Genomic DNA, 12,952 nt, shown 5'->3' on the forward strand with positions numbered 1-12,952 from the left:
TTATAATTTTACATTATAAATGCAGAACGAAAATACTATAAAAGGTCAGGGAGCGCAGCGAAACGTAATCAATCGTTTCGACAGATTCACCTTTGAGCCTGAGGATGAAGATTTTGAAACGGTAAAAACCACATTCACCGAAGTTTTTCCTAAAACCATTGTCAATCAGGTAAAAAGCGAAGATTTGCCAATGGAATATTCTATGAATCCTTATCAGGGATGCGAACATGGTTGTTCTTACTGCTTCGCCAGACCTACACACGAATATTGGGGATATAGTGCAGGAATTGACTTTGAAAGAAAAATTATGGTTAAGAAAAATGCTCCTGAATTATTGGAGAAATTTTTCAGAAAAAGAGGTTACAAACCAGAACCCATTTTATTATCAGGAAATACCGATTGCTATCAACCTGCCGAAAAGCAATTTGAAATTACGAGACAGCTGCTGCAAATTTGTCTTGATTATAGACATCCTGTCAATGTTCTGACAAAAAATGCTTTGGTGTTGAGAGATTTAGACATTTTGAAACCTATGGCAGAACAGAATTTGGTTTCGGTTTCTTTAAGCATTCCTACAATCAATGAAGATCTGCGCAGAAAAATGGAACCAAGAACGAGCTCTTCTAAGAATAAATTGAAAGCAGTGGAAATTTTGTCTGAAAATAAAATCCCCGTCAACATTATGGTCGCTCCGATTATTCCCGGACTGAACAGTGATGAGCCTTTAGGTATCTTAAAAGCTATTTCTGAAGCCGGAGCTCAGAGCTTTGGTTATACTTTGGTGAGACTGAATGATACGGTCGAACCGGTTTTTGTGAAATGGATCGAATCAAGTTTTCCGGACAGGGCACAGAAAGTTTTAAATTTAATCAAATCGATGCGTGGCGGAAAATTGGGTGATAAAAGATATTTTGACAGACAGAAAGGGGAAGGGAATATAGCAGAAATGATTCACAATACTTTTAAAATAGGAAGGAAGAAATATTTCGAAGGTAAAGAATTTCCCAAGCTTTCTACCGATGGGTTTACCGGAACGAGGGAACAGCAGTTGAGGTTGTTTTAAAATAAAAACCGCTCCAATCAGGAACGGTTTTCTGTCATTTTTGAAATTTCTTTACATAGAGTCATCCGGACATTTGAAATCTTTGCTGCAGGTTGCACAGATGACAACACCATTGCAATAGTACATGCAGAAATCTGGTTCGGGAAGATCTTTGATTCCTCCTGCTCCGGAAATTGATTTTAACTGGTCTTTGCTGAGTTTTTTTAGATTTTTCATAAAGTTTTGTTTTAAAATTTGATGGTTTGGTAAAGATAATTAAAAATTCTTTATGCTCCTTTATTTTTCAATTGCAATGTCAAAACTTATTAAAGTTCTGCTAAACGTCAATTAGTCCCAACGTAATCGATGTTTTTACGAGTGCCGCAATGTTATTTACATGAAGTTTATTAAAAATATTTTTCCGGTGTGTTTCCACAGTATGTTTGCTGATGCAGAGTTTTTCTGCAATTTCGTCAGTCGTAAAACCTTTACTGATAAAATCAATAATTTCCTTTTCCCTTTTACTTACAATATTTTTATTAAAATCAAATTTTACTGTTTGAAAGTCTTTGTAAAATATTTTATCATTATTCCGCACTACTTTTTTTATACTCTCAATCAGTACTTCAGAATCTGTATCTTTAAGCAAATAACCATCGACATCTGTAGGTGACATCATGTTAGAATAAGAACTCATGACCAATATTTTTATAGAAGGATAAATCTGACGCACCATTTTAGAAAGTTCAATCCCATTGATTTCGGGCATTGATATGTCTGTAATTAATATATCCGGCTCCTGAAGTTTTATATTTTTTAGCAAATCAGAATAATTGTCATAAGCATGCACTATTTCAAAATCTCCATCTTGTTCTAAAAGCATTCTAAGACCCTTCAAAAAAAGGAGATGGTCATCTATAATCGCAATTTTTATTGTGTTTTTCATGATTTCAGTTCAATAATTACGGAAGTTCCTTTAGTTTTGTCTGAATGTATATTAATTACTGCGGATATGATTTCTAATCTTTCCTGAATATTCTTTAATCCTATTCCTTTTTCATCGATAGAAAATCCTATTCCATTGTCGGTGATAATAATATTAATATCATCAAGATGTCTGTTAACAGATAGTTCTACCTCAGTCGCCTTGGCATGTTTGGAAATATTATTCAGCAACTCCTGTAAAACCCGATAGATATTTATTTTTTTTATTTCACTTAAATCATCAAGAGCATCTTCCGGATAAATATGAACATCAAAATTGAATTCATTTCTTTTCCGGTAGTTAGCTTCTAAATCTGATAGAAGATTTTTAAGATTTTTATTTTTAAGACTATTAATACTCAGGTTATGCGAGATCTGTCTTATTTCCTGAAACACATCAGAAAGGTTTTCCTGAATTTTTTCTAAGTTTTTATTGTTAAGATCAACATTTTCTTTAGCCAGTAATAGTTTTATACCGGCTAAATCTCCTGCAATACCATCATGCAGATCTTTTGCGATCCTGTTTCTCTCAAAGTCCTGACCTTTTATAAGGGCATTCATTTCTTTAAGTTCCTGCTCCTGCAAAAGTTTTTCTTTTTCCTGGTGATGATTAATGTTTTCCTGGTGTCTCAGTTTTTTCAGAAACTGTGATCTTTTATATCCAAAATATAAAAACCCTATCAAAATAAAAATAAATAAAAGTGAAGTAACAATGACTAATTTATTCTTTTTCTCCTGCAGTTCTTTTTGTTGATTTAGCAGTTGAATCTGATTGTTTTTTTTGTCAACTTCGTATCTGGTGATAATTTCATTGATGTTTTTGGTTTTTTCTAAACTAAAAATACTATCATTGAGCCTATTGTAAATTTTTTGGTATTCGTAAGCTTTTTTATAATCTCCGTTTTTTTCAAGGACTGTATTCAGATCATCCATCAGAGAAATTTTATAGTCTAAAGGAACGGAAGAATTTTGGGCAATCTTTTCAGCTTTAAAATAATAATCGATAGCATCGGAATACTGACCTTTTTTATAATAATATCCTCCAAAGTTGTAGTAGTATAAAAAATACAGATTTGAATCGCCAATATTTTCGATTAGTTTTTTGACAGCATCAAGATGGAATAAAGTTTTATTAAAGTTCTTATATTGATTATCACTCATATAAAGAATTGATAAGTTAATATGAACATCATACTGCCATCTTTTATGATTAAGTTGTTTGGCAATTGAAAGAGCGGTATTGAAATGTTGTAAAGCCAAATCAGGATTTTTCTTTCTCTCAATTATCGCTAGATTATTACAGCTTCCGAAATGATCGGCGATCAATCCCCGGTCTTTAGTAAATTGATAATCTTCCGTATAATATTTAATGGCTTGAACAGTATCGTTTTGTGATAAAAACAGGTTTCCTAAATTTTTTAAAGTGATGCTTTTTTCATTAAGTCCATTTTTTTCGGATATTTTTAATGATTTCAGGAATAACTGTATTGCAACCTGATAATTACTCTCGTTATTTTTTATCAAGCCTAATTGATTGTAAGCTAGAGCAAGCGTTTGAAAATTATTTGATTTGTAGGCAATGGGGATAGATGTATTAATATAATTTTGAGCTTTCTTTATATCTCCCTTTTGATAAAAACAATATCCTAATCCATAATACCCTTTTGATAAGTAAAAATTATCTCCTTTTTTTTTACTGATAATTTTAATTTTGTTAATATAATAGATGGAAGAATCTAAATTTTCGTTTAGATTACTTCTGTATTTTACAAGCATTTTTTCAATCTCCGGATCTTTCTTCTGGCCCATAAAAAAAATACTGCTGAACAGACAGAGCAATATAAAATATTTCATCATAGAAGTAAATATACCATATTTATGGGATAGTGTGCAATATGTATTAATAATACTTTTGTTGAATAAAACCATATAATTATGCTAAAAACTTTAATATTTTTTTTATTCGGATGCTCACTATATTTTGGGCAGATTAGTGCAACATCAATATCTACTTTAGAAGGTGATGGTACGAAGGTGAAGAGTTCCAGTGGACAAGGAAGCGGAACTGATCCTTTTGGTATAATGATTAATCAATCGGCAAAAAATGATTTAAATATCTATTTAATGCCAGCAGAAGTGCAGTTTACCAAGTACACCATTTATGATTTATCAGGGAACTTAAAAAAAACTCAGCAAATTTCTCCAACAAATTCTTATTCTATTGATGTGTCTAATTTGGCTCCTGGAAACTATTTAATTAAAGTGGAGGCAGTATCACCATCTGCAATTGTGACTAAATTATTTGTTAGAATATAAAGTTAATGATCAACCGCATACTAATTCCGTGAGGATTTATTATTCAAAAAACATACAAATGCCAATCTATATAAATCATTTTTAAAAATAATTCACATCCGTAATAATGGTTACAAGCGAAATCCGAAAAGCTTAGAGAGAGTAGGAAAAATTAAAACAATTATTATGAAAAAATTAAAACAACTATCAAGAGAGAATTTGAAATTAATTAGTGGTGGATGGGTAGACTGTGGTGGTCCGTTTCCTCCGGCAATTTGTAAGTGCAAAAGAGGAGAGCAATTATGTCTAGATGGAACATGCGCTCCTATTAACCAAATGTGTTCTTAAATTATTTAAACCAGTATGAAAAATCTGAAAAAATTATCAAAACAGGATTTAAAATCAATTAGTGGTGGAATGATCAAATGTTGTACTACTTATCCTCCATCATTGGCAAGATGTTGTAATACCCCTTCTAGTATGAGTTGTCCCCCACCTTGGGTAGAAGGCAGTTTTCCTAGTGGATGTTAACATAAAATAAATAGAGAAATATGAAAAATTTAAAAAAATTATCCAGACAAGAATTAAAGTCTGTAAATGGAGGTATTGCAGGTTGTACAACTAATATTACGGGTACAAAACCAGCAGAGAACTGTCCATGTAATCCTCACACTCATTTCAATTGCAACGGTGTTTGTAAACTTATAGGTGAAATATGTGGGTAATTTAAAATTATTATGAAAAATTTGAAAAATTTATCAAGAGAAAGTTTAAAAACAATCAAGGGTGGTTATAAGTACTGTGATACAGCTGCAGATTGTGGTCCTGGATTTTGTTGTTCATTAGATTACAATAATGGAAAAGGATGTAGAACAATGTCTGGAGCAGGTGGAACAGAACCAAACGCTTACTATTGTAATGTGGATTAAATTTTAAATTATTTATTATGAAAAATTTAAAGAAGCTAACAAGAAAAGAATTAAAATCTTTTAGTGGTGGAATATCGCCACAAATTGTAAGATGTTGTAAAGAAAGAACTTGTCCAACAAATCCATATTGTCTTAGAGTTTTAACTCCTGTTTAAATATTTCTAAGTTCCTAAAAAATTGTACAAACTAGGCAAACCAAATCATGTAAAATACGATGTGTTTTTAGAGAACGAAGAGTTACAGATCAGAGTTAATAATTTATAATTAAAAAAGTTGAGAAGCGTTACGTTTCTCAACTTTGTATTTATTATAGGATTACAAAATTTATTTCTGAGCTTTCAAAGCTGCATTTTCTTCTTTTAGATTTTCAATTTCTTTTTTAAGAAGTGAAATATAGTCTTGAAGATTTTCTACAATAGAATTTGGAACGTTATAATTATGAATATAACTTCCAGCCTGATCATGTAAAGTCGAATTATCATTGTGAACAATACCTGAAGATTTTTCTTCTTTTATTTCCTCAACAGGAACATCCAAAGCATCAGCAATTTTTTGCCATTCTTCATCGTGAATTCTTGTTTCTCCCCGTTCTTTTCGAGAATAATTAGAAGTATCTGTAGATAATATCTTTGCCATTTTTTCTTGGGATAACCCTTTTTGTTTTCTTAAATTTTTAAGTTTTTCCTGAATCATCGATTATGTTTTAAACAAAATTACGCAAATTTTGCGCAAATTTTGCAATAAAATTACCAAAAAATCGCAAAAGATATCCCATTCTTTTTTGAGTTTAATTTTTAGTTTTGAAGTCATAAATAGTTGTTTTTTTGTATGTGTACAGTGCAAGAAAATAACTATTTTATCGCTGATCAGCAAAAATCCCATGTCAGGGATTGTATGACAAAGAATTAATTACTAAATTTAAATTAACACAATGAAAAATTTAAAAAAAATTTCAAGAAAAGATCTGAAAAACTTAATTGGTGGAAAAAATTTGGGCATTGAAGAAAGCTTAAGTGATGGTGAAGCAGTTGAAAAAAAGTATAGATGTTGTGACAGGCTTTATGATTGCGGTGGATGTGGTACTAGTAGCAATTGCCCATCAGGTCAATTTTTACGAGCTTGTTAAAATTGATCAAAATAATTGAGGCTGTTGAATAATTATTTGACAGCCTTTTGTTTAAAAAAAATACAATGAATACAATTAAAATCATCATTCTTATTTTCACCTCAATTAATATTTTTGGTCAAAACAAACAATTTCTCTATGAATACAAATCTATTCCTGACTCTACAAACGTGGAAAATGTAGAAAGAGAAATAATGGTTTTGAATATGGGTAACAATAAATCAGAATTCTATAGTTTTGAAAGATACAAATCGGACTCAACAATGAATGCAGATTTCAAGAAAGGAGTCTTTTCGATGCCCTTTAACAAAAAAATGAATAGAAATAGAGTAGTTAGAGATATTAATACTCAAAAAATTGAATTTATTACACCTCTTGAACCTTATAGATATTCAGTTAGTCAAAATATAGATTTAAAATGGAAAATACTTGCAGAGTTTAATAATATTTTGGGGTATGATGTGCAAAAAGCAACCACAGAGTTTGGAGGCAGAAAGTGGATTGCGTGGTTTGCAAAAGAGATCCCGATACAAAGTGGCCCGTATAAATTTTTTGGACTTCCGGGATTGATTCTTAAAATAGAGGATATTCACAAAAATCACATTTTTGAACTGAAAGGAATAAAAGACACAAAAGGAGACTTTAATTATCCTTATGTGAATAATTTTAAAGATGTGAAAATCTCTTATCCAAAATATGTAAAAATTTATAAAAATTTTCGAAAAAACCCTATGGCAGGTTCAGTTGGGTCTTTTCCAGATCAAACAGATGCTGATGGTGTTTTTCACACAGGAGATGAAATTTTTCGTCGATTTGAAAAAATGGCGCTTGAAGAATTGAAGAAAGACAATAATATTATAGAATTAGATTTATTAAAACAATGAATTTTAACAAACTCGTAGACCAAACAAAGTAGAATAATTTTATTCTGATGTAATGCCATTCCCATTGATTTTCTTCAAGAAACTGTAAATCATTAATTTTAAATAACATCATAACATCATAACATCATAACATCATAACAAAATAACATAATCATGTTATTTTATTTTCATACCGCAATAAATATATTTGATTAAAAAATAATAGAATATAATTCTAAATAAATAACTATTTTTATTATCTTCATAAAATTAATAATACACCAACTCATGAATTTCGACCGTCTTATAGACTACTTCAAACTCGACAAGCAGGAATTTTATTTTCAGTTCAATTCTCATCCTAATTATCCTTCGGCTTTGGCTTTCAGTGACACCCTGAATTTTTTAGGGTTAAAAAATGATGCTTACGAATTAGATAAAGAATATTGGGACGAGTTGCCGGAAGAATACATGGCTTTGGTCGATAACTCGTTTTCTCTGGTAAAAAAGAAGGGCAACGATTTTACGATCTATTCTGATAAAATAAAAACTCTGAATAAAGAAGAACTTTACAAAAATTCCGGGGATTTTGTGCTTCTTTTTGAGAAGACTGAGAATATAAAAACAAAGTCTTTTTTCAATTTTAAGCCGTTTATTTATCTTGTTTTCGGGATTATTATTCTCTATTCGCTTCTTCAGTTTGCCTGGTACGAAAGTGTTTTCAATATCTTTTCATTGATTGGAGTTTATATTTCGTTAGAACTTTTCAATCAAAAATTTGGTCAGGAATCTGCTGTGGTAAGTAATATTTGTGGTGGTGCTGCGAATAGTTCTTCTCAAAGCTCATGCTCAAAGATTTTTTCTTCTGATAAAACAGATGTTTTGGGGTTAAAACTTTCAGATTTCAGCTTAATTTATTTCTTGGGAATTACTTTTGTCGGACTACTTTTCCCACAATCACAGGTTATTTTAAGGATTACTGCAATGATTTCGATTCTGGTGATTCTTTATTCTTTTTATATTCAGGTTTTTGTTGAAAAATCACTTTGCAGAGTTTGTCTGGTGATCATTTTTGTTTTGCTGGCTCAGATTGCAATCAGCTCTTTCTATTTCAGTTGGTCGGTATCTTTAGCCGTTATTTTTATTACTGCTATCTTGTTTGTTTCGCTGTTTTTTACAATTGCATTTTTAAACAATCTTATGAACCAGAAAGAAGAACTCAAAAAATCTAATGCAAAAAATCTCAGATTTAAAAGAAACTACGATCTCTTCAAAAGAGAACTTACAGATAAAGAGAAAATTGAATTTACAGATAACCAAACATTTTTCTTAGGGAGTAAAGAAGCGAAACTTCATATTTCTGTGGTTTCTAACCCTTACTGCGGATTTTGTAAAGATGCTCATAAGATTGTAGAAGATTTATTGCTACAATATCCTGATGAAATTTCTGCACAGATGAGATTTAATTATTCGGGCGAAAGAGCTGATGAAAAGTATACTCAGCTTATTTCGGATTTTCTGAGCATTTATAAAAACAAATCACAAAAAGAATTTTTAAAAGCTGTCGATATGTGGTTTAAAAATAAAGATGAAAGTGAAATTAGGAGAAAATCCGGAACAGAAAATCCCGAGAATCTCACTAATATTATTCAGATGACTGCAGAAAACAGTGCTGCAGGACTTAATTTTACACCGATCTTTATCATCAATGGTTATCAGTTTCCGGATAAATACGACCGTGAAGATATTCATTATTTTCTCAGCGAATTGATTGAAGATGAAGATTTTTCGTCATAATTATTTTCATTTAATTAAAATTTACTAATTTTAAATTGATTATAAGCGAGATCCGAAAAGCTTAAAAAGAGTAGGAAATTACCAAATTCAATTTTTATGAAAAATTTAAAAAAGATCAACCGCCAGGAAATGAAAACGATTCAGGGTGGTCTCACCTGCAAAGGCGGACAGCTTTGCCTGATCGACGGAAAATGGAAATGCATGCCTTACGACGGATGCGGTGGCGGAAATCAGCCATAACTTAATCATCAAATCAAACTAAATTACAGTATTATGAAAAATTTAAAAAAAATCTTAAGAAGTCAGATGAAAGACATTAACGGTGGAGCTTCAGGTTGTTCTCAAGCATGTTGCCCTCCTCCGGGAATAAAAAGATGTCCAAATATTTATTGTTTTGCACCATGTCCTGTAGAATCTTAAAAATAGTTATATGAAAAATCTGAAAAAATTAGCAAGAAACGAAATGAAAGACATCCTGGGAGCAGGACCAATTATTGGTTGCTCAACGGCTTGCTGTCCTACAGACGGCAGACCAAGATGTCCTAAAATCTACTGTCCGGCAGTTGTTTGTCCACAGTATGTTTAGAAAGATTTAGTAAACAATTATTTGTCAAAATATCTGACAATCATCAAAAAAGAGACTGAATAAACAGTCTCTTTTTTAATAGTATTGAAATAATTTTATGCTAATTTTTGTTCTAAAACTTTAATTTTCTCTTTCAAGATTTGCAATTCTTCTTTTAAGTTGGTTGAATGTGTCATGTCAATATATATCTCAAAAATTTCATCAACTATCTATCTCATAACTTAATTGAAATATTTTGGTTTTAAATTTAATTTTTTTCATGAAGGCTATAAAATGCTAATGATTTATAATACCTTACTAAGTAATCATAAATCACCATTTCAAACAATCTTTGGTTTGAAATAAAAAGCCGGTTGATATTCATGTGAAATATACTTTGAAAAAAGCTTTGCAAGGATATTTTGCGAGATTCATTTTCAGAATAATATACAATATTTTGAAATACAGAAGTGCATTCTTCGATATGAAAAACAATAGCATTTCTTTCGTCCAAAAACTCATCCGAATGCATGAATTTCATTAGTTTCGGTTTAAATTCTCTGTATTTTTTATCTAACTGCCTGTTAAGATCTTTATCTGCATTAAATTCTTCTTTAAAAGCATCATTAAAATTTCTGATACAGAAGAGTTTTTCCTGAACTTCAAGATTAAGCTTATTCAGGATTTCATTGATATAAAAAACACTAAATATTATCTTATTTTCATCATCATATGGCAAACACAGTAAAGTAAACCCACTGTTTTTATGAAATAATGTTTCGGCTTCTTGTATGGTATTTTGTCCATAACGTTCAATTTCTCTGTTATAAGTTTCAATTGAAATATTTGAAATTTCTCCACTGTCAGTAAACTCTTGAAGCTCTTCGTTTATTTTGTTAAGAATGGTAGCGTAATCTTCAGAATTATTCAAACAAAATCTAATTCTCAAATGCGGTTTTGGATCATGATAACGGATGAAAAACCATTTTGAGATATAATTATTTTCCTGAAAATATTCCGTTAAAGGAGATATGGCTTCTCCCAAAATGAGGTCGGAAGTTTTTACCCCTGTATAAACTTTGAGATAGAGCCATTGTGTTCCTAGATTAAATTTTCTCTTTTCCATCATTATTTTTCTTTTTTCTCTCTATACATCGGGAAAATAAATTCACGCTTAAAATCATCATTCTCATTATACAGAAACTCTTCTATCATGATCGATTTTTCACTTTTTATTGTTTGTAAAAAAAGTTTTGCCATGTCATAATTTTCTAAGCTCATGGTTAAAGTATTGTCAGATTTCACCCATTGTATCCACTGAGGAATTTGTCTTTTGCTTCGCCATATTTCCATTTGCGAAAGAAACTCATTTTTATTGTTCAACATTAATTCTAATGATACTATGTCTTTTTCTGTAATATTCCACTGAGCTTTTGACAAAATGATGTTTTTATATTCAACTCTTGGTAAAAATTTATATATCTGAGAAAGACCTCCCCAATTGAAATACAATCCGGTGCGGGTGTTTTGCGAATTTAGGTCACATAAGAAATGGTAAACCGGCAAAGCATTGTGATGATAATTATGTGCATTAGTCAGATAGGGTTTTATCTCCTTATTCAGTTTTTGTGAACGCAATACTATTCTGTCATTTTTTAATGATATATAAAGATCATCGACAAAAATTTGGTTTTCTTCCGGCAAAACAGATGCAGCTAAATATGGGATTTCATATTTGCGCAACGTAGGTCTTTTGATGATGTTTCCTATTCTGGCTTCAGGCAGATGGATGATTTCTGCTAAAATTTCATTATCCACATGCTGAATCTGCCGGAGCATCTCTTCTTTTTTTGTGATTTTTTCTGTTAACTTTTGAAGACTTGATTTCTCTGAACAAAATCTTCCTAAAAGGTTTGCGGCACTGCTTCCTCCAACACTTCCAAGGCATAATTTCTCGTTATTATTTTCGGAGACTATTTCTGTCATAACAGATAAAGTATCCGGCAAATCATACCATCTCTCTTCGAAATCTTTAATGTCATCATCGTGTAGTGTGATGACAAACTGATTTTCTAATAAAGCTTCCTGTAACTTTTCGTTAAGGATTTTTTGAAATGGAGTTAACTGAATATTGAGATTTTGTTTCTTTTGAGAATGAGGAAACTTTAAATCTTCCAAATATGGGTGAATCCCTTTACCGTTCTTGTTTTGAAGATAGCCAATGCCTATTTCTGTGTCCAAAACATAAGATAAGGGCATTTCCTGAGTTTCAAATCTTTCATAAAACGCTTTTTTAAAATGTTCAAAAGGAGTGTCCTGGCTTTGTAAAGTGATTTTATTGAGAAAACTCAAGCTTTTTTTGATTTCTTTTTTCCAATGAGTTGAAATCGTAAATTCATCTTTAAAATAAAGATCTGTCTGGAAGAGATATTTTTGTTCGTAATCTGTGATGAGAGATTTAATCAAATCTTCAATTTCTGAATATAAAAAAGCCGGATTTCCAAAATGCAAATCTAATTGATTGAGTTTTTCTTTGATGTTTTTAAGAATCTGAACTTCTGTTTTAGCCTCAATTTTTTTCAGAACGGAAATCAAAATATCTAAATAATCGCATCCTGAAACATTGGGTTCCAATTCACTTACCAAAACCTGATTGACAATCAATTCTTCTATGAATTCTTTGGCTTCTTCATTACTTATTTCGTTTCCTGTAAGAATTTCTGCAATTTGAGAGACAGTTGTTCCTCGTTTTGAGAAATCTAATATCTGTGAAAGTTCTTCAGAAAGTGGAGCCGACGAAATAATATAATCTCTTTTTCCGTCTTTATACTCATACTCAATATAACGGATTTTCTTGCCTATTTTATAAATGCTATTATTGGGGAAATATAGTAGCTGGCTTCTGATGTCAGGATTTTTCTCGAAAATCTTCGCAAGAGAAACCAAAAGATGCATATCTAATTTCGTATGTCTTACTTGCAACTGATTGTTGTCTGAAAGTTTGTTATTTATTGTTTCTTGATTAAATTTCCCCAAGCCAACTCCTGAAAATAGTCCGAATGGTGTACATCTTGTACTCATTCTGGTATAGTATTTTAGAATGGTGTTTTTAAGTTTTTGGTGCTGACTTGAGGATAATTCTTTTTCTGAACCTAACCAGTTTTTAAATTCTTTATATAAATTGGGAGACGCGAGATAAATTGCCTCCTGAAAAACTGAATCTTCACAAATTTCTTTTAATTCATTCTGTGAAAATGCTTCTTTATATGCTTTTTCCTGAAAGTTTCTGCGTGAAAATAAAGGAGTACGAACAACGTACTCTTCAAAAAAACGATAAGGGAATTGGGACAT

At 31.0% G+C, this 12,952-nt stretch carries 18 protein-coding genes; 12 read left to right on the top strand and 6 right to left on the bottom strand.

All coding sequences use genetic code 11. The features are described from left to right. Positions 1–19: 19 nt before the first annotated feature. Positions 20–1,063, top strand: coding sequence for a PA0069 family radical SAM protein (locus AC4FQ5_RS04120; protein WP_491141229.1), 1,044 nt, complete (start codon positions 20–22; stop codon positions 1,061–1,063). A gap of 51 nt (positions 1,064–1,114) precedes the next feature. Here AC4FQ5_RS04120 and AC4FQ5_RS04125 read toward each other — a convergent pair whose 3' ends face one another. The 3 genes from AC4FQ5_RS04125 to AC4FQ5_RS04135 all read right to left on the bottom strand — a co-directional run bounded on the left by AC4FQ5_RS04125 (position 1,115) and on the right by AC4FQ5_RS04135 (position 3,835). After that, positions 1,115–1,279, bottom strand: a complete 165-nt coding sequence (locus AC4FQ5_RS04125) for a bacteriocin-like protein (protein WP_491141230.1) — start codon at positions 1,277–1,279, stop codon at positions 1,115–1,117. A 100-nt stretch (positions 1,280–1,379) separates the two neighbouring features. After that, complete coding sequence (locus tag AC4FQ5_RS04130) at positions 1,380–1,988, bottom strand: response regulator (RefSeq protein ID WP_491141231.1); 609 nt, start codon at positions 1,986–1,988, stop codon at positions 1,380–1,382. After that, positions 1,985–3,835 carry a tetratricopeptide repeat-containing sensor histidine kinase gene (locus AC4FQ5_RS04135; RefSeq protein ID WP_491141232.1) on the bottom strand — a complete coding sequence of 617 codons (1,851 nt, stop codon included), beginning with the start codon at positions 3,833–3,835 and terminating at the stop codon, positions 1,985–1,987. The genes AC4FQ5_RS04130 and AC4FQ5_RS04135 overlap by 4 nt, the downstream gene beginning before the upstream one ends. Positions 3,836–3,961: 126 nt before the next feature. On the opposite strand from AC4FQ5_RS04135, the gene AC4FQ5_RS04140 reads away from it, so the two are divergent. The 5 genes from AC4FQ5_RS04140 (at position 3,962) to AC4FQ5_RS04160 (ending at position 5,405) form a co-directional block, all read left to right on the top strand. Beyond that, positions 3,962–4,342, top strand: a complete 381-nt coding sequence (locus AC4FQ5_RS04140) for a T9SS type A sorting domain-containing protein (RefSeq protein ID WP_491141233.1) — start codon at positions 3,962–3,964, stop codon at positions 4,340–4,342. A 342-nt stretch (positions 4,343–4,684) separates the two neighbouring features. Then, positions 4,685–4,852 carry a bacteriocin-like protein gene (locus tag AC4FQ5_RS04145; RefSeq protein ID WP_491141234.1) on the top strand — a complete coding sequence of 56 codons (168 nt, stop codon included), beginning with the start codon at positions 4,685–4,687 and terminating at the stop codon, positions 4,850–4,852. A gap of 20 nt (positions 4,853–4,872) precedes the next feature. Beyond that, positions 4,873–5,046 (top strand): bacteriocin-like protein, encoded by a 174-nt coding sequence (locus AC4FQ5_RS04150; RefSeq protein ID WP_491141235.1) that lies wholly within the window; start codon positions 4,873–4,875, stop codon positions 5,044–5,046. Between the two features lie 12 nt (positions 5,047–5,058). After that, a complete protein-coding gene (locus AC4FQ5_RS04155) occupies positions 5,059–5,250 on the top strand; it encodes a bacteriocin-like protein (protein ID WP_491141236.1) in 192 nt (63 codons plus the stop codon). A gap of 17 nt (positions 5,251–5,267) precedes the next feature. Next, positions 5,268–5,405, top strand: a complete 138-nt coding sequence (locus AC4FQ5_RS04160; RefSeq protein ID WP_491141237.1) for a bacteriocin-like protein — start codon at positions 5,268–5,270, stop codon at positions 5,403–5,405. A gap of 169 nt (positions 5,406–5,574) precedes the next feature. Here the strand turns inward: AC4FQ5_RS04160 and AC4FQ5_RS04165 are convergent, their stop codons facing one another. Continuing rightward, positions 5,575–5,943: a helix-turn-helix domain-containing protein gene (locus tag AC4FQ5_RS04165; RefSeq protein WP_491141238.1), complete on the bottom strand. Its 369-nt coding sequence runs from the start codon at positions 5,941–5,943 to the stop codon at positions 5,575–5,577. 238 nt (positions 5,944–6,181) lie between these two features. On the opposite strand from AC4FQ5_RS04165, the gene AC4FQ5_RS04170 reads away from it, so the two are divergent. The 6 genes from AC4FQ5_RS04170 (at position 6,182) to AC4FQ5_RS04195 (ending at position 9,622) form a co-directional block, all read left to right on the top strand. Further along, positions 6,182–6,376, top strand: coding sequence for a bacteriocin-like protein (locus tag AC4FQ5_RS04170; protein WP_491141239.1), 195 nt, complete (start codon positions 6,182–6,184; stop codon positions 6,374–6,376). 65 nt (positions 6,377–6,441) lie between these two features. Beyond that, the gene (locus AC4FQ5_RS04175) at positions 6,442–7,260 is read left to right on the top strand and encodes a GLPGLI family protein (RefSeq protein ID WP_491141240.1); all 819 of its coding nucleotides are present in this window, start codon (positions 6,442–6,444) and stop codon (positions 7,258–7,260) included. A gap of 267 nt (positions 7,261–7,527) precedes the next feature. Beyond that, a complete protein-coding gene (locus tag AC4FQ5_RS04180; protein WP_491141241.1) occupies positions 7,528–9,036 on the top strand; it encodes a vitamin K epoxide reductase family protein in 1,509 nt (502 codons plus the stop codon). Between the two features lie 96 nt (positions 9,037–9,132). Then, on the top strand, positions 9,133–9,276 hold the full coding sequence (locus AC4FQ5_RS04185; protein ID WP_263002858.1) for a bacteriocin-like protein: 144 nt from the start codon (positions 9,133–9,135) through the stop codon (positions 9,274–9,276). Positions 9,277–9,309: 33 nt separating this feature from the next. Beyond that, a complete protein-coding gene (locus AC4FQ5_RS04190; protein ID WP_491141242.1) occupies positions 9,310–9,456 on the top strand; it encodes a bacteriocin-like protein in 147 nt (48 codons plus the stop codon). Positions 9,457–9,466: 10 nt separating this feature from the next. Beyond that, entirely contained in the window at positions 9,467–9,622 is a 156-nt protein-coding gene (locus AC4FQ5_RS04195; protein WP_300349097.1) for a bacteriocin-like protein, read from the top strand. 247 nt (positions 9,623–9,869) lie between these two features. On the opposite strand, the gene AC4FQ5_RS04200 is transcribed toward AC4FQ5_RS04195, so the two are convergent. Together AC4FQ5_RS04200 and AC4FQ5_RS04205 are read right to left on the bottom strand one after the other, a co-directional pair. Beyond that, positions 9,870–10,730: a thiopeptide-type bacteriocin biosynthesis protein gene (locus AC4FQ5_RS04200; protein WP_491141243.1), complete on the bottom strand. Its 861-nt coding sequence runs from the start codon at positions 10,728–10,730 to the stop codon at positions 9,870–9,872. Next, entirely contained in the window at positions 10,730–12,952 is a 2,223-nt protein-coding gene (locus AC4FQ5_RS04205) for a lantibiotic dehydratase family protein (protein ID WP_491141244.1), read from the bottom strand. The genes AC4FQ5_RS04200 and AC4FQ5_RS04205 overlap by 1 nt, the downstream gene beginning before the upstream one ends.

Source organism: Chryseobacterium sp. DT-167, from assembly GCF_058310155.1.